This is a genomic window from Bacillus sp. FSL M7-0791 (assembly GCF_038627085.1).
Taxonomy (GTDB): Bacteria; Bacillota; Bacilli; order Bacillales; family Bacillaceae; genus Bacillus; species Bacillus safensis.
Window position 1 is genome coordinate 2608771 of sequence record NZ_CP152022.1, and the last position, 23482, is coordinate 2632252.

The following is a 23482-nucleotide window of genomic DNA, read 5'->3' on the forward strand; positions in this document are numbered from 1 at the left end:
ATCAGGGCATGCTCCTTTTCGTAAAAGCGGTTCGTGAGGGTAATTCGAATATCTCTTTGTACTGACTCGCACCAGCCGTCAGCTCTCTTCAACAGGGAAAGATCATTCTACTGAATCTCAGTCAAAACCTTTTCATATTCAACTAATGTCATTTTTAACACACTTTTGATATCAAGTCAACTGATGAAAAAATTTAATCTTCCATTGTCGAAAGGTCGCCAGCAGGTAAATTCAGCTCCCACGCCTTTAGCACACGTCTCATAATTTTTCCGCTTCTCGTTTTCGGCAGTTTGTCTTTGAACTCAATTTCTCGCGGTGCCGCATGTGCTGCGAGTCCTTTTTTCACAAATGTACGAATCTCTTCTTTCAGCTCATCTGTCGGCTCATATCCGCTTCTAAGCGCTATAAATGCTTTAATAATTTCACCGCGGACCGGATCTGGCTTTCCAATGACACCAGCCTCCGCAATAGCTGGATGTTCGACCAGTTTACTTTCCACCTCAAATGGACCGACCCGCTCTCCTGACGTCATGATGACATCATCGACACGTCCCTGGAACCAAAAGTATCCGTCTTCGTCCATATAAGCTGAATCTCCTGAAACATACCAATCTCCCGGCATAAAGTAAGATTCATATTTTTCAGGATTGTTCCAGATCGTATGCATCATAGAAGGCCAGCCTTTTTTAATCGCAAGGTTGCCCATCCGGTATGGCGGAAGTTCATTTCCTGCATTATCAACAATCGCCGCTTCTACGCCTGGAATCGGTTTTCCCATCGAGCCTGGCTTGATGTCCATGCATGGATAATTACAAATCAGCTGTGCACCCGTTTCTGTCATCCACCAAGTGTCGTGAATTCTCTTGCCAAAAACAGCATCTCCCCAGCGGATGACTTCTGGATTAAGCGGCTCTCCCACACTTAAAACATGGCGGAGCGAGCTGAGGTCATATTTTTGAATGAGATCATCCCCTGCCCCCATGAGCATTCTAAAGGCGGTCGGGGCACTGTACCAAACAGTTACACCGAGTGATTCAATGGTTTCATACCACGTATCAGGATTAAACCGGCCGCCTAAAATCACATTCGTCGCCCCATTTAACCACGGTGAAAAAATACCGTACACTGTGCCTGTAACCCAGCCTGGATCAGCTGTACACCAGTAAACGTCATCCTCTTTCAAGTCAAGCACCCATTTACCAGTCTGGCCTTGCTGGACCATTGCACCATGGACATGAAGCACTCCTTTTGGCGTACCAGTAGATCCTGATGTGTAATGAAGCAGGAAGCCGTCTTTTTCATCCATCCATTCAATCTCAAGCTCCTTTGCTGCCTCCTCAAACGCCTTTTCATAGTGAATTGTCCGCACACCATCGACGTCTTCGTTTTCACCGCCGACAATGACGACAGATTCAAGCTTCGGAAGCTCTGCAAATGGAATTCGCTCAAGCAGATCAGGTGTTGTCACGATCACCTTTGCCTCGCTATTCTCTAAACGGTCTTTGACAGCACCTTCCATAAATGCCTCAAATAACGGGCCAACGATCGCTCCAATTTTAACTGCACCAAGCAGAAGAAAATAGAGCTCAGGTGATCTTGGCATAAAGATAAACACGCGATCCCCTTTTTCTACATGTGCCTTTTCTCTGAATAGATTTCCTGCTTTATTTGTGTTGATTTTCATATCCCTGAACGTATACTTTTCATCCCGCTGTGAATCTTTGTAGTGAAGCGCCACCTTGTTCTGACGAAACGAGTCCGCATGTCTGTCAATCGCTTCATAGGCTGCATTTATTTTTCCTGTTTCATACCAGGAGAAGTTTTTTCTAGCTTCCTCCCATGAAAAATCTTTGTATGCCTGCTCATAATCATTTAAATGATAATCCCCTTTTACTGATGGTAGCGTTTCCAATTTCATCAAACAGTCCCCCTTTGCATACGTTTACAATGACCATTATAGTATAGATGACTTTTTTTCTCAATTTTTAAAAAACTTCTGATGAAACCGTTTTAATTATTGCAAGATTTAAGATAGAATAGAGACGACTCACTAGAATTAGGGGCGGTGGATACGTGGAGCATCCTAAAACTTATTATTCAAAAACCATTGAGCGAGAAACAGGTTCCATCCTGATTGAAGGACCGGTACCTGCATCAGAGCTTGCGAACTATACGTTTCATGAAGGACTAACGGCATTTCGCACGCCTGAGGAACAGAAACAAGCACTTGTTGAAATAGCAGATCTTCCAGAAGGACGTATTATCATTGCAAGAGCGAATGAGCTCGTCGTAGGCTATGTCACGTATTTGTATCCTGATCCACTTGAGCGCTGGTCAGAGGGCAAAATGGATAATTTAATTGAGCTTGGCGCGATTGAGGTCGCTCCTCCATTTAGAGGATGCTCACTTGGCAAGCATTTGCTTGATGTGAGCATGATGGATGAGCAAATGGAGAATTACATCATCATTACAACTGAATATTACTGGCATTGGGATTTAAAGGGGACAAAGAAAAACGTTTGGGAGTACCGCAAAATGATGGAGAAAATGATGAACGCAGGCGGTCTTGTTTGGTTTGCAACAGACGAGCCAGAGATTAGCTCACATCCAGCCAATTGTTTAATGGCCAGAATTGGGAAACATGTGAGTCCTGATTCGATCGAGCGTTTCGATCGTCTTCGCTTCCATCAGCGCTTTATGTATTAACGTTCAATTCGTTTTTTTGGCAAAGGGGATTGGTAAACAATGATGATTGAACAAATTATGGAGCGTGATGTGATCACGCTGCGAAAAACCGATACGATTGAAGAGGCCATTCAAAAAATGAGTGCACACCACATCCGGCATATTCCGATCGTATCTGATCAAGGATCTGTCATTGGGATGGTGACTGATCGGGATATTAAAAATGCCAGTCCAAGTATTTTTGAAACAGAGAAAAGGAAGCTCTTTATTCAGCGGCCGGTAGAAGAGATCATGGTATTAGAGACGATCACGGCTCACCCGCTTGATTTCGTTGAGGAGATATCAAGTGTCTTTTTTGAGCACGGAATTGGCTGTCTTCCAGTGGTGAGACGCGGCAAGCTTGTAGGCATTATCACAAAAACAGATCTGCTTCGTACGTTTGTAAGACTGACAGGTGCAGATCAGCCTGGGTCGCACTTAGAGGTTGAAGTGGAGCAGATGACAGAAGGCCTCGCAGACATTACGGCCATTTTAAAGGAGCAGCATATTCAATTGCTGAGTGTGCTTGTGTACCCGCATGCCAATGAGGCATCTAAAGTGCTCGTCTTCCGCCTTCAAACCATTCATGCAGATCATGTGACGAAGCTGATTCGCGCAAAAGGCTATAAAGTGCTCTGGCCTATGGAGCAGACGATCAAATGAAGGAAGCGACCTTTGTTTTTTCACCATCTTTTCAAACGTACCAATTTAACCAAGATCATCCCTTCAATCAGCTTCGGGTCTACTTAACTTATGATCTTCTTCAAAAAATGAAGGCGTTAACAGAGGATGAAATCGTTGCACCGCGTATGGCTACTCTGGAGGAATTAAAGCTCGTCCATACAGCAGATTATATCCAGGCTGTGCAGCGGGCAAGTGAAGGAAAACTGTCTACAGCAGAGGGTGAACGCTACGGTCTTGGCACTGAGGATACACCGATGTTCGCAGGCATGCATGAGGCGGCATCTCTCCTTGTTGGCGGAACATTAACAGCGGTTGACCAAGTGATGCTCGGTCATTCGCAGCATGCCCTCAATCTTGGCGGCGGGCTTCACCACGGATTCAAAGGGCGTGCATCTGGCTTTTGTATTTATAATGACAGCTCTGTGGCGATTCAATATATTCAAAAGACATATGGCGCTAGAATTTTATATATTGATACGGATGCTCATCACGGCGATGGTGTCCAGTTCAGCTTCTATGACGACCCAGAGGTATGTACAGTCTCCATTCATGAAACGGGACGCTACTTGTTCCCTGGAACCGGACAAGTACAGGAAAGAGGCCACGATAAAGGCTATGGCTACGCGTATAATATTCCGCTAGATGCATTTACGGAAGATGAATCGTTTCTCGAAGCATACCGAACAGCAGTGACTGAAATTGCTGCTTTTTTTAAACCAGATGTGATTTTGACGCAAAACGGGGCAGATGCACATTACTATGATCCGTTAACTCATTTATCTGCCACCATGAAAATATATGAGGAAATTCCTAGACTTGCTCATGAGCTTGCGCATCAATATTGTGACGGCAAGTGGATCGCTGTTGGCGGAGGAGGATATGATATTTGGCGCGTCGTTCCAAGAGCGTGGAGCCGCATTTGGCTTGAGATGAAAGGCATTACACCGCCAGATGAGCTGCCTCAGGACTGGATTCAGGCATGGAATAAGCAATCGCCTGTTACCCTTCCACCTACATGGAAAGATCCTGACGATTTATATCCACCGATCCCAAGAAAAGCAGAAATCACAGAAAAAAATGCTCAAACAGTAGAAAAAGCACTCATGCCTGTTAGAAGAGAAAAGAAAAAGGCATAAGAAAAGCAGGCTTTCCCTCATAAGGTAAGCCTGCTTTTTTTGTTTTATTTTGTTGATTGTCTTTCTTCAATTCTGTGCGGAAGCTCAACAATTTGATCGTCCACTTGTTCTTTGTTCATCAGTTTTGTGAGCAGTCTCATGGCAACAGCACCAATATCATATGTCGGCTGAACAACTGTTGTCAGCTGAGGACGCACCATGAGAGAAAGTCTTGTATTATCAAAGCCAATCACTTCTAAATCTTCAGGAATGGAGACCCCTCTGTCTTGTGCTCCGTGAATGACACCTAGCGCCATTTCATCTGTAGCTGCGATAACAGCTGTCGGTTTGTCAGACTGCTCAAGCAGATGAGCAAGTGCTTCAATTCCAGAGTCATAAGAGTAATCGCCTTCAGCAACAAGTGCATCGTCAAACGCGATACCCGCTTCTTCAAGCGCACGCTTATAACCTGCAAGCTTTCTCACGGAATTAATTGGCTCTGACATTGGACCAGAAACAAACGCAATTCGTTTATGTCCTTTTTCAACTAACAGCTGAACGGAATCATAAATCGCCTGCTCATAGTTGATGTTAACAGATGGTGTTTGAGCCTGTTCTTCAACAGATGCTGCAAGCACAATCGGTACAGGAGAGCGCTTAAATTCTTCCACATGCACATCTGTGATATTTCCGCCCATAAAGACAATTCCGTCTACTTGTTTGCCCAGCATCGTATTTAACAAATGAAGCTCTTTATCCGTATTTTGATCTGAGTTACTTAAAATGATGTTGTATTTATACATCGTGGCGATATCTTCAATACCGCGTGCTAATTCTGAATAGAAGATACTAGAAATATCAGGGATGATGACCCCAACTGTCGTTGTTTTTTTACTTGCAAGGCCTCGTGCCACTGCATTTGGACGATAGCCAAGGCGATCAATCGCTTCAAGCACCTTTTTTCTTGTTGTTGGTTTTACGTTTGGATTACCATTTACTACGCGTGATACCGTTGCCATACTTACATTTGCTTCTCTTGCTACATCATATATTGTAACATTATTCACATAAATCACTCCTTCAAATACACTTCATATCTATAGCATTCACCAATTAGATAGAGACATGTCAGATACGAGGAAAATAATATCCTATTTGTCATTAAAACGATGAAAAGAGACACATAATTTTTCAATCTACATCAAAATGACATTCTTTTATGAAATTATACACGTTTTTTTGTCATATGAAAACGTTCCCTTTCTTTTTATAACTAAATTAAACAAACTTTAATCAGCTTGTTACCTGTAATTTGAATCATATTTCATAAAAAAGCATCGAGAACGCCAGCTATGACAATGATCTTAGCAGATTCTATCGAATTTTAAAAATGAAAACATTGTGAACAAGCACTTTTTGGGCTTGCAATGTGCTTTCTTCCTTTCATTCCCAAACCTCATGGTATTTTTTCCATAAAAAAACCGCCGGGCAGTCATCCGGCGGCTATTTCTATCTATGATTACGCGTGAATGTTGACAAGTGGTCTTAACGCATCTAACCATTTTTCGAATTGTGGAATGTCCATTTGCTGCGCTGAATCAGATAGAGCAACAGATGGATCTGGATGTACTTCTGCCATGACACCGTCTGCTCCAATCGCAAGAGCTGCTTTTGCTGTTGGAAGGAGAAGATCTCTACGTCCAGTTGAATGCGTCACATCAACGAAGACTGGTAAATGTGTCTCTTGTTTCAAAATTGGCACTGCCGAGATATCTAGTGTATTTCTTGTGGCTGTTTCGTATGTGCGGATACCGCGCTCGCAAAGGATGATTTGATCATTTCCTTGGGCGATGATGTATTCAGCTGCATTGATGAATTCTGAGATGGTCGCTGCAAGACCGCGTTTTAAAAGAACTGGTTTATTCACGGAACCGGCTTCTTTTAATAGCTCGAAGTTTTGCATGTTACGTGCCCCAATTTGGATGACATCGATATGCTCAATCGCTTCTTCAATATGAGCAGGATTGACAATTTCACTAATAACAGCAAGACCGTATTCATCCGCTACACGCTTTAGAATCTTTAGACCATCTACACCAAGTCCTTGGAAATCATATGGACTTGTGCGAGGTTTAAATGCGCCACCGCGAAGTAGTTTTAATCCCTGCTGTTTCGCTGCTGCCGCTACTTCTGCGACTTGCTCGTAGCTTTCAACGGCACATGGTCCAACGATGAAACGCTGCTTTCCATCACCGATCGCTTCCCCATTGATATTCACGATTGTGTTTTCTGGTTTTTTCTTACGAGAAACAAGAAGTGCTTTGCTGTGGTCATCTTCTTGAAGCTCTAGACCTGCTTTGAAAATCTCTTTGAAAATATGTTGAATCGTTGAATTTTCAAATGGCCCATCATTTTCTTCAAGAATTTGGTTCAGCATTGTGCGCTCTCTGACAGGATCATAACGGTTGACACCTTGCGCTTCTTTCGCTTTTCCAATTTCTTTGACAATGTTTCCTCTGTCATTGATCAGTTTTAAGATTTGAAGATTTAGTTCATCTGCTTGCTGCCTCAATTTTTCTAATTCATTGTTGCTCATTTTTGTCATCCTTTCCTCTGCCTGCTCTCGCTTTTTATTTTTTCATTCTTGCATGATAGGGTTTATTATAAACAAAGATTTCGGAATTGTCACGAAAATTTTCTTTATTACCCAAACGCTTTTAAGCGGTAAAGTATCGTATGTAAGATTATAGCATACTTTTTGTTCAAGTAAACCTTTTTTATAAAAAAAACGTCAGCCGCTGCTGACGTTTCTTTCTTTTACAGATTATGTTCAAGCGCTTCTTTTGTAATGCTTGAGTGAGAAGCATGCCATTTTACTTTTCCACCGCTAAAGATGAGTGCCTGCGGACTTTCATGCTTTACTCCAGACTTTTCCGTCACATAGGATGAAAGCTCTCTCGTGTTTTGAATTTGTAAGAAATACGCAGGTACATCTTCATGTGCAGACGCAAATGCTTCAAACTCTTGAAAAGCCGCTTGGCTGATCGGACATGTCAAACTGTGCTTAAAAAAGACAAAGGTCCCATCTTGATTCGTTAGTTGATCAAACTGTTCTTCTGTTTCAATGAGTTGTTTTGACATGATGTTCTCCTTCTTCACTTCTTAGCAGTGAGCGTTAGCCTTTAGTAGATTGTTCTACTTTTTCTTTGACATCTTTGATGCCGTCTTCAATTTCTGACTTTGCTTCTTGTGCTCGTACTTTTGCTTCATCTGCTACATCAGATGCTTCGCTTGCCAAATCCGCTGCCGCATCTTCTGCTTCACTTTTCACTTTATTAGCTTTTCCAGCTGCTCGCTCTTTTATGTCTTTCACTTTGTCTAAAATCTGGTTTGACTGCTCTGCTACAAGCTGAGACAATTCAGACGTTTTATCTTTCGCAATCGTCACATATTCAGTGCCTCTTTCTTTTGCATCTGTTGTGAGCCGGTCTGTTTTTTCTTTTAACGCATTCGCTTGGGTGTTCAAATCATCGCGAAGCTCTTTCCCTGACTTCGGTGCTAAAAATAATGCTGTTGTTGCACCAACAATTCCACCAATAAGTGTTCCGATCAAAAAGTCTTTGCTATTGATTCCGTCTTTGCTCATGATTATTCCTCCTATGCGAATATGGTTTATTTTTGGTGTTTACGCTGTTTCCATTTTTTATAAATTTCAAGTGCTGCGTTACTCCAGCTAACCACATCCGTCACTTTTTCTTGATTTCTTTCAACGGATGAAGAAACCGCACCAGCTGCCTGCTTTATGCTTGTATTAAATTGGTTGATCGAGCCACCAATTCCCTGCACCGCATCCACAACTGTATTGAGTTTTGCTGATTTGTCTTGAATATCTTCAGCAAGTTGATTCGTCTTATGTAGCAACTGTGCTGTCTCTGTGGTGATGCCTTGCATCTGACCTTCAAGACCTTCTAAAGTTGATGCAACATTCTTTAATGTCAGCTGTAAGGATTTTAATGTTTTGGACAAATAGATGACAAGAATGAGGAAAGCAATTGCGATCAGTGCAACGCTTAGATATAGAATAATAATCATCTGATACCTCCTTTGCTGCGGGCATATTCAATTCATTACCCTCTCGTTGTATCATTCAAACATCGCCTAGAATGACCGATTGAATAATAATTCTACACTTATTCGCTAATTCCTGTCCACAGCGAACGAAAAAAAGCGGCACATGTTGACACATTTAGCCCTTTTGTCACATTTTATTCAAAATAAAAAAGTGCCGTTCAACACGGCACTTTTCGTTTAAGCATTTATACAGCGACTTTTTCATAAGCACGCAAATATTTCTGAATGTCTCCTGCTCCCATAAAGATCAGAATCGCATCTTCGTGCGTTTTCAGCACAGATGTATCTTCTTCCTCAATTAATTGGGCCTGCGGGATTTTTTCTCGTAAATCTTCAATGCTCAGCTTCCCAATGTTTTCACGGGCTGAACCGAAAATATCACAAAGGTAGACATAGTCGGCTTTCTTTAGACTGTCAGCAAATTCACTTAAGAATTGCTGTGTACGTGTGAACGTATGCGGCTGGAAGACAGCCACAATATCACGGTCCGGATATTTTTGGCGGGCTGCTTCAATCGTGACTTCAATTTCAGTTGGATGATGTGCATAATCGTCAATTAAGACCTGCTCACCGACCACTTTTTCATTAAAGCGTCGTTTCACACCGCCAAATGTCGTTAATGCGCCCTTGATAAGCTCTACATCAATGGACTCATAGTGACATAATGCAATGACAGCTAACGAGTTGAGGACATTATGATTTCCGTAGGCAGGAATGTAGAAGGTATCATAAAACGTATTACGTACAAATACATCAAATGTGGTACCTTCCGTATTTTTCACAACATTGCGTGCTTGGAAATCATTTTCTTCGTTGAAACCGTAGTACACAACAGGTACCTTCGCTTGAATCTTTGGCAGATGCTCATCATCACCACAGGCAATAATGGCTTTTTTCACTTGAAGCGCCATGTTTTGAAATGCATCAAACACGTCATCAATATCCGAGAAATAATCAGGGTGATCAAAATCAATATTGGTCATGATCGCATAATCTGGATGATAGCTGAGGAAGTGTCTGCGGTATTCGCATGCTTCAAAGACAAAATACTCGCTGTTTTCTTTCCCCATTCCAGATCCATCACCGATTAAGTACGAAGTAGGTTTGGCTGCCTGCATGACGTGAGCAAGCAGTCCTGTTGTCGATGTTTTTCCATGAGCACCAGTAATCGCAACGTTTGTGAATGAATCCATGTATTCTCCAAGGAATTTATGGTAACGAATGACAGGAATCCCTTCAGATAGGGCACGTTCAATCTCAGGGTGTGTATCAGGGAATGCATTTCCTGCGATGACCGTCATCCCTGGCTGAATATTATCAGGGTCAAATGGTAGAATTTTAATATTTCGTTCTTCTAATGCTTTTTGTGTAAAGATATGTTTTTCGATATCCGATCCTTGGACAGTATACCCAGTATCATGAAGAATTTGGGCCAGTGGACTCATACCTGTCCCTTTTATTCCAACAAAATGATAAACAGTCATAATTGTACCTCCAACAAACGTCTATCTGACTTACAGTATATGACGCTCATTTCAATTTGCAACTTGTGATTTTTGCCTCTAGCTGATCACAGATCGCAGCTCCAAATAAAGATTTTTTTCCGATCTTCCTATTCTAATCAATATTAACTATGATTAGTATCCGACAACTTTCCCATTTCTAACACCTGTTTCCGCTTATTTTACATAAAAAAGCGTTCTGGCAGACATGCGAAAAGCGTCCAATTACAAAATTGCACCTATGTGCTATCATACCATGTTTACGAAAAAAATGAAGTGGTTTGTTTAGATCAACTGTTCTAAGTCACTCAGTGTCATGAGTACTTCTCTTGGCTTACTGCCTTTCGCACCAGATATCATGCCCTCGCGTTCCATCATGTCAATCAACCTGGCTGCACGATTGTAGCCAATTCTAAATCTTCGCTGCAAACTTGATGTACTAGCGCTATTCTGCTCGATGGCAAAACGGCAGGCATCCATAAACAATTCATCTTCGTCTGTAATCGCAGAGCCTTGCAGCATTAGTTCCTCCTGTTCAAAAAGGAACACGGGCTTGCGCTGCTTTCTCACATGTGCCACCACTTGATCAATCTCACGGTCTGATACAAAGTTCCCTTGCAGCCTTGTCGGCTTGCCGGAGCCATTTTCTAAGAAGAGCATGTCTCCTTTTCCGAGAAGCTTTTCTGCACCTGCCATGTCAATGATCGTTCTTGAATCCACCTGACTTGAAACAGAAAACGCAATTCTTGTTGGGATATTGGCTTTAATGAGACCTGTAATGACATCAACAGAAGGTCTTTGTGTCGCAATCAATAAGTGAATGCCGCATGCTCTTGCTTTCTGTGCAATTCGGCAGATGCTTTCTTCGACTTCATTTGGTGCGACCATCATTAAATCAGCCAGCTCATCAATCACCACGACGAGATAAGGCAGTTTTTCACCCATTTGTTTTTCTTTCACAAGCTCATTGAATCGTTTAATTTCTCTCACGCCAGAGTGTGCAAATAGTTCATAGCGTCTTTCCATTTCATCCACTACCCATTTCAGAGCAGCTGTTGCTGTCTTGGCATCGGTAATGACGGGACTCACAAGATGCGGAATGTGATTATACGGCGCTAATTCAACCATTTTAGGGTCAATTAAGAGCATTTTCACTTCATCTGGTGATGCTTTAAACATTAAGCTCACTAAAATCGTATTAATGCAGACACTTTTTCCTGAACCAGTGGCTCCAGCAATTAAGCCATGGGGCATTTTTTGCAGATCAACCACGACAGGCTGGCCTGAAATATCTAATCCGAGTGCCGCTGTTAAAGGAGATGGATTGTCTCTAAACGCACTGCTTCTGATCATTTCTCTTAAGAACACCATTTTACTGTGCAGGTTTGGCACTTCGATCCCGATTGTGTTCTTTCCTGGAATCGGGGCTTCAATTCGAATATCCTTTGCGGACAAACTAAGTTTAATATCATCTGACAGGTTCGTGATTTTGTTCACTTTGACACCTGGTTCTGGATGTACTTCAAACCTTGTCACAGAAGGTCCCTGTGTGACATGAACCACACTTGCTCTTACATTGAAATTTTTAAGTGTCGCATTAAGCAGCTCTGCCCGCTCTTTCACCCATGTCCCGTCCTCTTCTTTTTGAGCTGGCGGTACATCTAATAGGGCGAGACTTGGAAAAACATACCCTTGTGTATCGGCTGCTTTCTTTTGCCCTTGCACGCGCTGGTCGCTTTTTAACATCATGACATTAAACGGAACCGTAGAGGTTTGCCCGCTTGTGCGTTGTGGCTGCGGAGATGTCTGTTTTGGTTCTTCTTTCTTGACTTCCTGCGTTTGTTCTTGCTGCTCTGTCTGCTCTATAACCGTTTCTGCCGGTTCAGATGCAGTTTGTTCCTCTCTTACTTGTTCTACTGGCACCGCTTGATCTTCTTCAATTTCAGCTTCTTGGACCAGCTGTACTTCCTGCAGGTCATGTTTGACTGGCTCAGCTTCTTCAAATGCTGCCGCTGGCGCTTCTTCTTGGTCGTCTTCTATTGGATCAGCTTTTACTTCATCCACCGGTTCTGCTGAAATGTTTTCTGTTAACACTGCTTCTTCTGCTGGAATGTCTACTTCCATCTCAATCGCTGGCTTCGAAGGTTCCGGTGTTTCGAAGGTCAACATCTCTATTTCCTCAGTATGCTCTTCAAACTGATGGACAGACTCGTCCTTTATTTCTTCTTCATCACTGGAAACAGCCTGTTCCGGCTCAGACTCTACCGGCTGCTTCTGATAGACTTCGGCTTGCTGCTTATGTAAATCAGCTTCATGAGTATCTTCTGGCTCGTTTTCTTCTGGCTCGATGAAAGGCTCGTCAGTTAAACGTTCCATCGTCGATTGAACATGATCTTGATAAGCGAGTTCCTCTTGTAATGTATGCGGGGTTACTGCTGGCTCCTTATCTGCTCTCTCTTCTGCTGACGCTGAAACCATTTCCTCGATACGTTTTTCTTTCTGTATTGACGGGATGTTCATTTGCTGTCTGACATTCCGTTCACGCTCTGCCTCTTCTGATAACAGTGTGACACGCTGCGCCGTTTCTTCTGCTGCTTTCCTTTGAACTGAAGCTGTTTCTTCTTTTGCATCTGCCCGTTTTGGACGCATATCCTGATGATAGCCATAGATCGGTGATGGAATTTGCTCTGGCTTGAATGGCTTTTTATTCATATCAGGCTGAAGCGTTTGTTTAGGCTGATAGGTTGTTTGTCTGGTCTTTGACTGGCTTGGTTTGGCGCGTCTTCTCTCCGGCTTCACTCCATCGCGCTGAGGTTCATCTGGAACGAGCGGAAAGCGAAAGTTCCCTTTCGGATATTCATAATACACTTTCGTATCTTCGATTTTTTTATATTCTTTATGCGGTTCAAAAGCTGGCTGCTTTGGTGCAGCTAGATCTTCTTCAGGTCTTGCAGCTTTTTCTTCTTTCTTTTCTTCTCCTAAAAATACACTAAAAAATTTATCTAACCAACTCATCATTTATCACTCACTTTAACTCCCCTTACGTTTTCTTGGGCGATTTTTAGTATACCATTGCTTTTTCATGCAGAAAAGCGAGAAAAGTGCCGCTTTTTGCTGTTCATGCTGTCTGTAGATGAAAAAAAGTCACTAAGTACGTACTTAGTGACTTTTGGTATAACACATTCTTCGCTCCTATGTGCCCGTTTATGGGAGGTTACGCTTTAAAGGGTTCGCCAGCTTGATGGCTTCCATCTAAAACAAGAATCCCTTTTTCAGCAGGTGCGTCTGGAAGATCTAACTCTTTCGCTGAACAGATCATGCCGCTTGATGGAACGCCTCTAAGCTCAGCATCTTTGATGACCATACCGCTTGGCATCACTGCACCGACCTTCGCTACCACGACATATTGGCCTTGGTCAACGTTTGGTGCACCGCACACGATTTGTAAGGTTTCATCGCCCACATCAACTTGGCAAATGTTTAATTTATCTGCGTTCGGATGCTTTTCTTTTTCCTTCACATAGCCGACAACAAATTTTGGTGATAGATCCACAGTCAACGTTTCACTGACACCGTTGCGGTTTAAAATTTCATTGATATCTTGAACAATGGTTTCAGAAAGCGGGACAGATCCGTTTTCTTCAATTTTCATGTAAGTCGATGCATTGAAGATATTAAAGCCTGTTGTTTCTTTTGTTTCTTGATTGAAGATTCGTACAACATCTCCAAACGTTTCATGACCTACTTCTTCTCTCGTCACATCTTTCAATGAAATAAGGAGTGTGTCGCCTACACCTTCTGCATTATAAAAAACGTTCATTCTTCAAAATTCCCTTCTACTGCTGTTTTGGTCTGCTTTTTGCAAGTATAAAGATCGGTTCAAGCTTCCCCTCATCATATAAAAATGATAATGCGGTAATCGGAACCGTACCGCTGGCGAAGAAGCTCATCGACATCTGTCCTAAAATATCATAGCCTGAATCATTGCGAACATCAGCAATGATGAATACATCTTGATGGGGAACAGAAATCGCCATTTGTCCTTCTATTTTTTGCGCGTATTCTTGTAATAACGATTCATTTAAAAGTCTGCTGGCGTCATATCCGTCATTTGCACGGAAGAAATAAAACCGGTTGCCTGCCACTTCATCCATTTTCACTACAGTTTCTAGCGAACGGACGTTGAAGCTGGCGGTTTCTCTGATTCGCTCTTTTGTCCAGTTTTCCTTTTGAAGCATCTTTTCATCAATTAATCGGTAGGTGCTTCCAAGATCAAGTGCATAGTAGATTCTCGTTTCTGCTGTATGCTCATCAAACACGAGGGGAATTCCATCACTTGATGCCTCAGGAAAGGAAGTGGAACGAATGACTGGATAGATCTGCTTTTCTTTTCCTGAAATGTGCTGCGCTTCGCCTTTCATCGCACTCAGCGCTTCTTTCACATAATAAACGATCTCATCGATGGTTTCATCAGGCTTTACTTCCCACTTTGCAATAATTGGCGGGAGCTCTAGTGTGATGCCTTTGCCTGTTTGTTTATCTTCAATACGAAGCGTATCTTTTTCCCGGTCAAACTGGTGTGACCAGCTGTCGTTCGTCAGACGGCTTTTGAGTTCATTCGCAAGCTGTCTTGATGTCATTTTTGCCATCGTTTTAGACTCTCCTTTCGTTATTTAGAAAGAGAATCTGTTAAAAATGCTTCAATCTCTTCCTTTGTCTTACGATCTTTGCTGACAAAGCGGTTAATCTCTTGTCCGTTTTTAAAGACTAAAAAGCTTGGAATACCGTAAATTTCCCACTCTGCACAAGTGTCAATGAACTTGTCTCTATCAACATAGAAGTACTCAAATTCTGGGTAGTTTGCTTCAAGCTCTGGCAAGAATGGCTCAATAAATGTGCAGTCCGGGCACCAGTCAGCTGAAAATAGCAATACCGTTAAGTCTTCTTGAATCACTTTTTGTAATTCTTCGTTTGATTCAATTTTTTTCATGTTTCATTCCTCCAGTTTGTATGGTTAAATCTCCGAATTGTATATAGCCTTTCTTTCTCATCCATTCTGATACTACCAAACTAATCACTGCCGGGCCAACGATATGCAAGAGAGCTATCGCCAAAAATACAGATGGATGAAACCCCATGACGGTCAGGGTCATGAGCTGTCCAACAAGGCCGCTCGTTCCCATTCCCGCTCCTGCCGCATTATTGACCATCCCAAAGCCAATAATACCAATTGGCGCGAGAATGAGACCAGCAATCGTCGGCGGAATCAGGATGAGGGGATTTTTCACAATGTTCGAAAGCTGCAATTTTGACGTTCCAATGCCGACAGCCGCAAGACCGCCAAAGCGATTTTCTCTAAAGCCTGCAGCAGCAAAGCCAACCATTTGAGCACAGCAGCCAATCGTTGCAGCACCAGCAGCTGTTCCGCTTAAGTCAAGCATAAGCGCAAGTGCAGCACTTGAGATCGGAGAACTGAGGGCAAGTCCAACAATGGTCGCTACCAGCATGCCCATGATCAGCGGGCTTTGGTCTGTCCCCCACATGATGAGCCTGCCGAGCCCTGTCATCATGGCTTCAATCCCAGGTCCGATGAAAGCAGCGGTGAAAAAGCCAGTGATAATGGTGACAAGCGGCGTTAAAATAATATCAATTCTTGTCTCACCACTGACTAGCTTGCCGAGTTCCACACCAATTAATGCTGCGGCAAAGCTTCCAGCAGGCCCCCCAAGCTCTGCTCCAGCGGCACCTGAGACAACACTTGCAAAAATGATTAATGGAGAAGCATTTAAGCGATAAGCAACTGCTACGCCAATTGCCGGTCCCATCAGACCCATAGCAAGCGTACCCATTTTCACAATGAGAGAAAGTGATAACAGACCGCCTGCTGTTTTTAAAATCAGACCTACCACTAATGTAGCAAATAGACCTAAAGCCATATAAGAAAGTGCCTCAATGAAATACACCTTTGGCGAAAGGGAGATCCCCTTTCTTTTCAAATAAGTCATCAACGTCGTCTTCCTGCTTTCTCATAGGAAAGACGAAGAGGCTGTCCTTCCCATTATATGTAGTATTCTTACGATGAAAAATAGTCTCTACCATGAATATCATAATCATATTTTTTTTGCTTTATCAAGCACTTCTTGTGTAACATGAAAAGAAACAGGACAAACCTTTACTAAGTTTGTACAAAAGGAGGAGATCGTTATGCAATTAACTGTCTATTTAGCTGGAGAAATTCATAGCCAGTGGCGTGATGAAATCAAGGAGAAAAGCCAATCTTTGAAGCTGCCAGTGACATTTGTCGGTCCAATGGAGAATCATGACCGCTCAGATAATATCGGTGAGGATATTTTAGGTGAGCAGCCGAATGCCATTTTCAAAGATGATGCAGCTTCTGATTTGAACAATTTTCGTACTGAAATTTTATTAAACAAAGCAGATGTCGTCATTGCACGCTTTGGTGAGAAATATAAACAGTGGAACACAGCCATGGATGCATCTGCTGCGATTGCAAAAGGGAAACCTCTTATTTTAATCCGTCCAAAAGAGCTGCACCATCCGTTAAAGGAACTCTCAAACAAAGCAAATATCACTGTGGAAACCGTAAACCAAGCGATCAAGGCGTTATCTTATGTGTTTGAACAGCAATAATAAAGAAGGCTGCTCTCATTGAAGAGGCAGCCTTTCAGATAGTTGACAAAGGGCTAAAATGATGTTTATTTTAGCCCTTTGTCTTCTTTTCAGCGTGATAGAAAACCTTTGCAGTCTAGGAAGGACGAGTACCGGAGCGGAGCGAATTGTACATTCGTGAGCACCAGCACGCAGGACTGACAAAGAATGCGAGGGTTTGTCTACACGCTGAAGCTGCTCTCATTGAAGAAGCAGCCTTTTTCTATTCTATTTATACTTGTTGATAAATAGAATCCACTGTACTTTGATCACAATTTTTGACAAGGCGGACAATTAACTCTTTAGCCGCTGCGTAATCATCCACATGCAAAACAGAATGACTTGTATGAATGTAGCGTGCGCAAACCCCAATGACGGCAGAAGGCACACCTTGGTTTGAAATATGAACACGTCCAGCGTCCGTACCACCCGGTGATACGAAATATTGATATGGAATGTTGTTTGTCTCAGCAGTATCAAGCACAAAGTCTCTCATTCCGCGGTGCGTAATCATTGTCCGATCAAAAATACGCAGAAGTGCACCTTTTCCAAGCTGGCCGAACTGTGTTTTGTCACCTGTCACATCGTTTGCAGGACTCGCATCTAAAGCGAAGAAAAGATCTGGCTGAATCATATTCGCAGCTACCTCAGCTCCTCTAAGCCCTACTTCCTCTTGAACAGTTGCTCCTGAGTACAGCTGACATGAAAGTGTTTCGTCTTTTAATTCTTTTAATAATTCAATTGCAAGGCCGCAGCCATAGCGGTTATCCCAAGCCTTCGCTAAAATCTTTTTTGGATTCGCCATTGGTGTAAAAACCGTTGCAGGAACGATTTGCTGTCCTGGACGAACGCCAAGCTCTTTTGCCTCTTCTTCACTGTCTGCACCAATATCAATAAGCATATCTGACGGCTTCACAGGCTTGCTTTTTTGTTCTGGCGTCAGAAGGTGAGGAGGTGTACTAGAGACGACACCAGGAATTGGCCCGTGATCGGTATGGACGTCCACACGCTGCGCCAGCATGACTTGACTCCACCAGCCACCAAGTGTTTGAAAACGAATCATCCCGTTTTTCGTAATCGATGAGACCATGAATCCGACTTCATCCATATGACCCGCTACCATAATTTTCGGTGCGTTTTCCTGCCCCTTGCGTACACCAAACACTCCGCCAAGACGGTCTTGAATGAGTTCATCTGAATATTTCTCAAGTTCCTTTTTCATAAAAGCACGCACATGGTGCTCATTTCCTGGAGTTCCCTGTAATTCTGTTAAATTTCGGAAAAGCGACAATGTTTCTTCGTTCATTCTACAGTTTACCTCGTTTCTATGTAATGACCATATATATTCCTATAAAAATAACACTCACTTTATACTATAAGAATTCTTTCGGTTTTCCAAGTAACTCTCCAGAAATTTTGAATATGCTTTCAAGTATTCGGATTCCTTAACATCAATGGACAAGTTTTGTATAATGGAAAAAACAGCAATACGGAGGTGCAGCACGTTGAAGTTAAAACATGTTCTGATTGGTGCGAGTATTGGCGTAGCCGCTGCAATTGTTGCAAAGAAAGTATTTTTCCCTACGTATATCTCATCTGAAAAAGCATTAAAAATTGTGAAATCTGCTTTTAAACAGCGCGGCCCTATTGATGGCTCTTGGATTTATACTGTACCAGAACCGTATACCGTAAATGGTGAAACGATTGATGTGTACAAATCTGGCATCACCCGCTCTGCCTTTGGCGAGCTTGAACAGTATGAAGTGATGATTGATGCCAAAACTGGCATGATCGTGGATGTCATTGATTCTGTTGCTTGATCAAGAAAGCTTCGCAAAGACGTATCCTTGCGAAGCTTTTTTTATATGGCTTTGATTTTTTTGTACACAGGATGCCACATAGCGTCCTGCACAGCCTGAATAAGATCATCAGGCGTTTCTTCTGCTATTCCTTCATCAATTGCTGCCTGCGCCACACGGACGGCCACTGTCGCTGAAACGGTTCGAAGCTGATCGACACTTGGCAGCATCGCTGCACCCGGCTTCCCAACATTGACCATGCTTGCAATGGCTTCAGCACTCGCAACAAACATACTGTCTGTCATGAGGCGTGCTTTTGACACTATTGTGCCTAGACCAAGGCCTGGGAAGACAAGGGCATTATTCGCTTGTCCAATTTCATAAGTGACGCCGCCATATTCGACAGGATCAAATGGACTTCCTGTTGTCACAAGGGCACGTCCTTCAGTCCACTCGATCAGATCTTGCGGCTTTGCTTCTGAAAGAGGTGTCGGATTCGACATCGGTAAAATCGCAGGGCGCTCCACGTGTGACGCCATTTCTTTTACAATTTCCTCTGTAAAAGCGCCTCCGACAGTCGAGGTGCCAATTAAGATCGTTGGTTTCGCTTGCTTGACGACCTCTAATAGATCAATCGAATGCTTTGGACCATTACGGGCATAATCCTTTACTTCGTCAGAACGCCTTGCATATGGCTTTTGAAATGGCTGAATGTCAGGTGAATCATCTGTGAGCAGCCCCGTTTTATCAATACACCAGAAATGATCGTAGGACTCCTCTTCTTTGACTCCGTCTCTGACGATTGCATCACGGATTTGCTCGGCTATGCCAATACCTGCCGTACCCGCTCCAAAAATGACGATACGGTGATCTTTCAGCGGAACTTTCGAAGCTTTTGCACATGCCATAACTGCAGCAAGTGAAACGGCGCCAGTCCCTTGAATGTCATCGTTAAATGTACAAATACGGTCCTTATATTTTTCCAATATCGCACGGGCATTCTTTGTGCCAAAGTCTTCCCAGTGAAGGAGTGCATTTGGGAAAGTAGCACGGGCAAGCTCGACATATTGATCAATGAACTGATCATAGCGCTCTCCTCGAACACGGGAGTGCTGATTTCCAACATAAAGCGGATCATTCAAGAGACTTTCCTGGTTCGTGCCGGCATCAAGCACTACTGCCAGCACGCGGCTAGGATCAATGCCTGCTGCAGCTGTATAAACAGCAAGTTTCCCAACTGAAATGGCAATCCCGCCAACACCCCAGTCTCCAATGCCTAAAATACCTTCTGCATCAGTTGCAACGATTAAATCAATTGATTCATCGACACCATAAGAAGCAAAAATCTCTTCCATGCCTTCCAGATCATCAATCGATAAATAAAGCCCTCTCGGCTTTCGATACTCATGGCTATAACGCTGAATAGCCGTTCCTACAGTCGGCGTGTAGACAATCGGAAGCATTTCCGCCAAGTGCTCATTAAGTAATTTGTAAAAAAGCACTTCGTTTCTATCATGAAGTGATGTTAAATACACATTTTTCCCCAGTTCATCAGGCTGTGCCTTGAACTGCTCATATGCACGCTTTGCTTGATCCTCTAAGGTTAAGACCTTAGGCGGAAGAAATCCCTTTAACCCGAGCTCCTCACGCTCTTCCTTTGTAAATGCAACCCCTTTGTTTAAATAAGGGACTGACATGACTTCCATCCCTCTTAATGGTGTTTCGATCACATCACCATGTACACGATAAAATTGGTTCACCTGCACTCTTCCTTTCACAAGTTCATTTTGTCGTTATTTTGTGTGAAAGGCGAAAAAAACATACAGATGATCTTTTATCTTCCTATTTGTCTTTTGATTTCGTGTGTGATCTGCCCGTCTACGTCCCATTTTACAGCACGATAAATGGCATCATGATAAAACAAGTACCACGCATTTTTTTCTTCTGCAAATGCCTGCCACTTTTGCTTGGCTGGAATCGAAGTCATTGGGTAATCATCATAAGCCAAAACCCAAAGTGGATTTTTATGAGCATGTGTTGGCATGATATCAGCTAAATGAATCGCTGTTTCGCCCTCACTTGTGAGCGTTAAAATGCTATGACCATTGCTGTGTCCGCCTGTATGATGCAGCTCGATTCCTTCTGTCACTTCGATGCTTTCTTCAAATGTGACGACTTGATCTGCCACAGGCTCCCAGTTTTCTTTCCAATATGTATTTCTTGAGCGAATGTTTGGCGCTCTCATTTCATCCCATTCGATTTTCGATGTGATGATTTTTGCGTGCTGAAAAACAGACACGAGCATATCGCCTTCACGTCTTGTTAATCCGCTGGCATGATCAAAGTGCAGATGTGTCATTAATACGTAATCAATATCTGATGGGCGCAGACCAAGGGCTGCTAGAGATTCTTCCAATTTGGTTTCCTCTGTCACGCCGTAATTGCGTTTTTGTTTATCTGTCAGCTTCCCTGATCCGATACCGGAATCCACTAACAGATGAAGACCCTTCCACCGAATGAGAATTGGATCACATCGTAATTCAATTTGATTGCGGTCATTTACCGGGTATTTTTTTGACCATAATGGCTTTGGCACGACACCGAACATCGCTCCGCCGTCCATGTGCGTATCTCCCCCGTTTAACCAAAACAGTTCCATTTCACCTATTTTCATTGTCTCCATTGCTGTCATCCCTCCTTTTTCTATCGTAGCAAATACAGCCAAAAATCGCATGCACCAATCTTTTCATAAAAAAAGCTGACTGCCATTTTTCTTTGCAGCCAGCTTGATATCACTTGTTATTCTGGGAATTTGACTTCTGAACGATAGATCGGTTGTCCCATAGACGAGAATTTCTCTTCATATTCAGTCATCACGTTTCCTTCTAAGCCGTCCTCATGTAAATCTAGGCTGACATACGTTAAAAGAAGGCCATATGCAGAAAAACTTTTTAAGGAATATTCAAATAACCCGCGGTTATCTGTTTTGAAATGTAACTCACCGCCTGGACGGAGAATATGTTCATATCGCTCTAAAAAGGTTTTAAACGTCAATCTGCGCTTTTCGTGTCTTGCTTTTGGCCACGGATCAGAGAAATTCAAATACACCCGGTCAATCTCATTTTCCGCAAACACATCTGTCAGCGTCTCAGCATTGATGTTCAAAAGCTTTACATTTTCAACATCTGTCTCTTTGATTTTATCTACTGCCGTCACAATAACACTTTTAAATAATTCAATGCCAATATAGTTGATATCAGGATGAAGCTTGCCCATTCCAGCAATAAAGCTCCCTTTTCCTGTCCCAACTTCGATATGGATTGGATGATCATTTCCAAATAGCTCATGCCATTTCCCTTTATATTGCTCGGGACTTGCTAAAGCAATATGAGCATTCTCAGCTAAGTAATCATCTGCCCATGGTTTATGTCGCATTCTCAATTTGATACACCTCTATTTTCTTTACATTTTATCAAGATACCATGAAACATAAAGACCCGCAAGACAGCATCTTCTATGTCCATATAAAAAGACCAGCCCTTCGCTTGAGCTGGTCTGCCGCATGTATAAATTGGACGCTGAATGCACAGTTTAACCTCATAAATGACACGCAGGAAAGGAGCATTCGTATGGGTTTAAACCGTCAACATCAGCTTCAATTAATCAAAGATATATTAACCGATCACCAGCTGGATTGCTGCGGGACTGTTGCAGAGTATGAACAGGTGGGACGCGTGATTCAATTAATGCTGGCAAAAGAAGATCTGGATGCCGACATTCGTCAGCTATTAACAGATATTTATGATTACAGCCAAAAGGGCACCTCTGTCAGTTCAATTGATGCACATATTGAGGAGCATCAATCACATCTGTCTGAGTGGGTCGAGAACATTCCACTGTCTTAATGGATATTTAATCGTTTTAAGAGTGCATTTAGCTCCGCTTGCACTTCTTTTTGCGCCTTTTCATTCCCTTTTCGTTTATGCCAAACGACAAACGATACGGTTTCAGCGAGCACGTACCACGCCATGCGCTTTCGCAAATTGTCCGTCAGCGGGGCGCCGTACATAGAGAGCCAGCTTTCCCAGTTCTCTTCCTCAACATAATGGTATAAAAGCGGTCCAAGATCAATCGCTGGGTCTGCAATCATCGCCCCATCCCAATCGATCAAATAGAGCTGATTTTCATCTGTCAGCAGCCAATTATTATGATTGAGATCGCAATGACAGACGACCTTGTCCTCAAAATGGACAGCCTCCACATGCTTCTCTAAATACTGGATGGCACGCGAAATGTCTTGTGAATCAATTTGCTCGTTTAATATGGACTGTTTCAGATGCATCAGAATGGATTCTGGGTCTAGAGAGTGCTTCTCTAATCGTTTCAGCATATCGAGCAATTCTTTTGATGTATGAATTTTTCTTAGCTGCTCTGCTACAGGACGATCATTCATGTCCTTTGGCTTCAGCTCTCTGCCGCTCAGCCAGTGCTGTGCAGTAATCACATCTCCATTTTCCATCCGTTTTGTCCAGACAAGCTTCGGCACAATGCCTTCAGCTGACAAAACCGCAAGAAACGGTGACGTATTGCGTTTTAAAAATAGCTTTTGGTCATTGTGTGTTGCGAAGTACGCATCTCCCGTAGCGCCTCCAGCCGGAGAGATGTGCCATTCGCTACCTAATATTTGTCCCAACCAGTTCATATCAATTTTCAACCCATCATTTCTTAAAATATTTTAAATCTTGCTTTTTTAGTCGACAAAATTCAGCCGATTGAGGATCAATTGGCTGTTTCTTTTTTTATTTATATGATCATAAAAACAAAAAGGACAGCTATTGAGAATGAGATGCTAAACAAT

The 23482-nt window shown here is 42.8% G+C and carries 23 protein-coding genes and 1 other annotated feature (1 of these 24 cut by a window edge); of the genes, 6 read left to right on the plus strand and 17 right to left on the minus strand.

Annotation, left to right across the window (positions count from 1 at the left end):
• Positions 1-134, minus strand: a binding site (T-box leader) (it extends 98 nt beyond the left edge of the window).
• Between the two features lie 59 nt (positions 135-193).
• The gene (gene acsA, locus MHI08_RS13375) at positions 194-1918 is read right to left on the minus strand and encodes an acetate--CoA ligase (protein WP_024426174.1); all 1725 of its coding nucleotides are present in this window, start codon (positions 1916-1918) and stop codon (positions 194-196) included.
• Positions 1919-2073: 155 nt separating this feature from the next.
• On the opposite strand from acsA, the gene MHI08_RS13380 reads away from it, so the two are divergent.
• Genes MHI08_RS13380 through MHI08_RS13390 form a run of 3 tightly spaced genes read left to right on the plus strand, consistent with a single transcriptional unit; the run spans position 2074 to position 4544 of the window.
• Positions 2074-2706, plus strand: a complete 633-nt coding sequence (locus MHI08_RS13380) for a GNAT family N-acetyltransferase (RefSeq protein ID WP_024424848.1) — start codon at positions 2074-2076, stop codon at positions 2704-2706.
• A gap of 39 nt (positions 2707-2745) precedes the next feature.
• Positions 2746-3387: a CBS and ACT domain-containing protein gene (locus MHI08_RS13385; protein ID WP_024424849.1), complete on the plus strand. Its 642-nt coding sequence runs from the start codon at positions 2746-2748 to the stop codon at positions 3385-3387.
• Positions 3384-4544 (plus strand): acetoin utilization protein AcuC, encoded by a 1161-nt coding sequence (locus MHI08_RS13390; RefSeq protein WP_024424850.1) that lies wholly within the window; start codon positions 3384-3386, stop codon positions 4542-4544. Before MHI08_RS13385 ends, MHI08_RS13390 begins: the two co-directional genes overlap by 4 nt.
• Before the next feature lie 44 nt (positions 4545-4588).
• On the opposite strand, the gene ccpA is transcribed toward MHI08_RS13390, so the two are convergent.
• From ccpA to MHI08_RS13445, 11 genes are all read right to left on the minus strand, one after another.
• Positions 4589-5590, minus strand: a complete 1002-nt coding sequence (ccpA, locus tag MHI08_RS13395) for a catabolite control protein A (RefSeq protein ID WP_024424851.1) — start codon at positions 5588-5590, stop codon at positions 4589-4591.
• 452 nt (positions 5591-6042) lie between these two features.
• Positions 6043-7119, minus strand: coding sequence for a bifunctional 3-deoxy-7-phosphoheptulonate synthase/chorismate mutase (locus tag MHI08_RS13400; protein ID WP_024426176.1), 1077 nt, complete (start codon positions 7117-7119; stop codon positions 6043-6045).
• Positions 7120-7340: 221 nt separating this feature from the next.
• Positions 7341-7664, minus strand: coding sequence for a bacillithiol system redox-active protein YtxJ (ytxJ, locus tag MHI08_RS13405; RefSeq protein ID WP_024426177.1), 324 nt, complete (start codon positions 7662-7664; stop codon positions 7341-7343).
• Positions 7665-7698: 34 nt separating this feature from the next.
• Positions 7699-8169 (minus strand): YtxH domain-containing protein, encoded by a 471-nt coding sequence (locus MHI08_RS13410; RefSeq protein WP_024426178.1) that lies wholly within the window; start codon positions 8167-8169, stop codon positions 7699-7701.
• Positions 8170-8195: 26 nt separating this feature from the next.
• Positions 8196-8615 carry a DUF948 domain-containing protein gene (locus MHI08_RS13415; RefSeq protein WP_024424855.1) on the minus strand — a complete coding sequence of 140 codons (420 nt, stop codon included), beginning with the start codon at positions 8613-8615 and terminating at the stop codon, positions 8196-8198.
• A 224-nt stretch (positions 8616-8839) separates the two neighbouring features.
• Entirely contained in the window at positions 8840-10138 is a 1299-nt protein-coding gene (gene murC / locus MHI08_RS13420) for a UDP-N-acetylmuramate--L-alanine ligase (RefSeq protein WP_025092288.1), read from the minus strand.
• 303 nt (positions 10139-10441) lie between these two features.
• The gene (locus MHI08_RS13425; RefSeq protein ID WP_342499693.1) at positions 10442-13174 is read right to left on the minus strand and encodes a DNA translocase FtsK; all 2733 of its coding nucleotides are present in this window, start codon (positions 13172-13174) and stop codon (positions 10442-10444) included.
• 196 nt (positions 13175-13370) lie between these two features.
• Positions 13371-13976, minus strand: a complete 606-nt coding sequence (gene ytpR, locus MHI08_RS13430) for a YtpR family tRNA-binding protein (RefSeq protein ID WP_024424858.1) — start codon at positions 13974-13976, stop codon at positions 13371-13373.
• Between the two features lie 16 nt (positions 13977-13992).
• On the minus strand, positions 13993-14805 hold the full coding sequence (locus tag MHI08_RS13435) for a DUF1444 domain-containing protein (protein WP_024426180.1): 813 nt from the start codon (positions 14803-14805) through the stop codon (positions 13993-13995).
• A 20-nt stretch (positions 14806-14825) separates the two neighbouring features.
• The gene (locus tag MHI08_RS13440; protein WP_024424860.1) at positions 14826-15146 is read right to left on the minus strand and encodes a thioredoxin family protein; all 321 of its coding nucleotides are present in this window, start codon (positions 15144-15146) and stop codon (positions 14826-14828) included.
• Positions 15133-16161 carry a PTS sugar transporter subunit IIC gene (locus tag MHI08_RS13445; protein ID WP_034624263.1) on the minus strand — a complete coding sequence of 343 codons (1029 nt, stop codon included), beginning with the start codon at positions 16159-16161 and terminating at the stop codon, positions 15133-15135. Before MHI08_RS13445 ends, MHI08_RS13440 begins: the two co-directional genes overlap by 14 nt.
• A 199-nt stretch (positions 16162-16360) precedes the next feature.
• On the opposite strand from MHI08_RS13445, the gene MHI08_RS13450 reads away from it, so the two are divergent.
• Positions 16361-16807: a YtoQ family protein gene (locus tag MHI08_RS13450; protein WP_024426182.1), complete on the plus strand. Its 447-nt coding sequence runs from the start codon at positions 16361-16363 to the stop codon at positions 16805-16807.
• A gap of 250 nt (positions 16808-17057) precedes the next feature.
• On the opposite strand, the gene MHI08_RS13455 is transcribed toward MHI08_RS13450, so the two are convergent.
• A complete protein-coding gene (locus tag MHI08_RS13455; RefSeq protein WP_024424863.1) occupies positions 17058-18131 on the minus strand; it encodes a M42 family metallopeptidase in 1074 nt (357 codons plus the stop codon).
• Positions 18132-18330: 199 nt separating this feature from the next.
• Here MHI08_RS13455 and MHI08_RS13460 point away from each other — a divergent pair, with 199 nt between their 5' ends.
• Positions 18331-18645, plus strand: coding sequence for a PepSY domain-containing protein (locus MHI08_RS13460; RefSeq protein WP_003217759.1), 315 nt, complete (start codon positions 18331-18333; stop codon positions 18643-18645).
• A gap of 41 nt (positions 18646-18686) precedes the next feature.
• Here MHI08_RS13460 and MHI08_RS13465 read toward each other — a convergent pair whose 3' ends face one another.
• The 3 genes from MHI08_RS13465 to trmB form a co-directional block, all read right to left on the minus strand.
• Positions 18687-20384, minus strand: coding sequence for an NAD-dependent malic enzyme (locus MHI08_RS13465; RefSeq protein ID WP_041107293.1), 1698 nt, complete (start codon positions 20382-20384; stop codon positions 18687-18689).
• 74 nt (positions 20385-20458) lie between these two features.
• A complete protein-coding gene (locus tag MHI08_RS13470; RefSeq protein WP_041107295.1) occupies positions 20459-21307 on the minus strand; it encodes an MBL fold metallo-hydrolase in 849 nt (282 codons plus the stop codon).
• Between the two features lie 116 nt (positions 21308-21423).
• Positions 21424-22065 carry a tRNA (guanosine(46)-N7)-methyltransferase TrmB gene (gene trmB, locus MHI08_RS13475; RefSeq protein WP_024424866.1) on the minus strand — a complete coding sequence of 214 codons (642 nt, stop codon included), beginning with the start codon at positions 22063-22065 and terminating at the stop codon, positions 21424-21426.
• 188 nt (positions 22066-22253) lie between these two features.
• On the opposite strand from trmB, the gene MHI08_RS13480 reads away from it, so the two are divergent.
• Complete coding sequence (locus MHI08_RS13480; protein ID WP_024424867.1) at positions 22254-22529, plus strand: YtzH-like family protein; 276 nt, start codon at positions 22254-22256, stop codon at positions 22527-22529.
• Here MHI08_RS13480 and MHI08_RS13485 read toward each other — a convergent pair.
• Entirely contained in the window at positions 22526-23326 is an 801-nt protein-coding gene (locus MHI08_RS13485; RefSeq protein ID WP_024424868.1) for a phosphotransferase family protein, read from the minus strand. The two genes, MHI08_RS13480 and MHI08_RS13485, sit on opposite strands and share 4 nt — an antisense overlap.
• Positions 23327-23482 lie beyond the last annotated feature (156 nt).

What these genes read in the sequence shown, in the direction of transcription:
- MHI08_RS13415 (WP_024424855.1), bottom strand. Translation starts at nt 8,615, where the DNA reads ATGATTATTATTCTATATCTAAGCGTTGCACTGATCGCAATTGCTTTC.
- MHI08_RS13450 (WP_024426182.1), top strand. Translation starts at nt 16,361, where the DNA reads ATGCAATTAACTGTCTATTTAGCTGGAGAAATTCATAGCCAGTGGCGT.
- murC (WP_025092288.1), bottom strand. Translation starts at nt 10,138, where the DNA reads ATGACTGTTTATCATTTTGTTGGAATAAAAGGGACAGGTATGAGTCCA.
- MHI08_RS13445 (WP_034624263.1), bottom strand. Translation starts at nt 16,161, where the DNA reads ATGACTTATTTGAAAAGAAAGGGGATCTCCCTTTCGCCAAAGGTGTAT.
- MHI08_RS13480 (WP_024424867.1), top strand. Translation starts at nt 22,254, where the DNA reads ATGGGTTTAAACCGTCAACATCAGCTTCAATTAATCAAAGATATATTA.
- ytpR (WP_024424858.1), bottom strand. Translation starts at nt 13,976, where the DNA reads ATGAACGTTTTTTATAATGCAGAAGGTGTAGGCGACACACTCCTTATT.
- MHI08_RS13400 (WP_024426176.1), bottom strand. Translation starts at nt 7,119, where the DNA reads ATGAGCAACAATGAATTAGAAAAATTGAGGCAGCAAGCAGATGAACTA.
- MHI08_RS13390 (WP_024424850.1), top strand. Translation starts at nt 3,384, where the DNA reads ATGAAGGAAGCGACCTTTGTTTTTTCACCATCTTTTCAAACGTACCAA.
- MHI08_RS13425 (WP_342499693.1), bottom strand. Translation starts at nt 13,174, where the DNA reads ATGATGAGTTGGTTAGATAAATTTTTTAGTGTATTTTTAGGAGAAGAA.
- MHI08_RS13440 (WP_024424860.1), bottom strand. Translation starts at nt 15,146, where the DNA reads ATGAAAAAAATTGAATCAAACGAAGAATTACAAAAAGTGATTCAAGAA.
- ytxJ (WP_024426177.1), bottom strand. Translation starts at nt 7,664, where the DNA reads ATGTCAAAACAACTCATTGAAACAGAAGAACAGTTTGATCAACTAACG.
- acsA (WP_024426174.1), bottom strand. Translation starts at nt 1,918, where the DNA reads ATGAAATTGGAAACGCTACCATCAGTAAAAGGGGATTATCATTTAAAT.
- MHI08_RS13410 (WP_024426178.1), bottom strand. Translation starts at nt 8,169, where the DNA reads ATGAGCAAAGACGGAATCAATAGCAAAGACTTTTTGATCGGAACACTT.
- MHI08_RS13470 (WP_041107295.1), bottom strand. Translation starts at nt 21,307, where the DNA reads ATGGAGACAATGAAAATAGGTGAAATGGAACTGTTTTGGTTAAACGGG.
- MHI08_RS13435 (WP_024426180.1), bottom strand. Translation starts at nt 14,805, where the DNA reads ATGGCAAAAATGACATCAAGACAGCTTGCGAATGAACTCAAAAGCCGT.
- MHI08_RS13455 (WP_024424863.1), bottom strand. Translation starts at nt 18,131, where the DNA reads ATGAACGAAGAAACATTGTCGCTTTTCCGAAATTTAACAGAATTACAG.
- MHI08_RS13385 (WP_024424849.1), top strand. Translation starts at nt 2,746, where the DNA reads ATGATGATTGAACAAATTATGGAGCGTGATGTGATCACGCTGCGAAAA.
- MHI08_RS13485 (WP_024424868.1), bottom strand. Translation starts at nt 23,326, where the DNA reads ATGAACTGGTTGGGACAAATATTAGGTAGCGAATGGCACATCTCTCCG.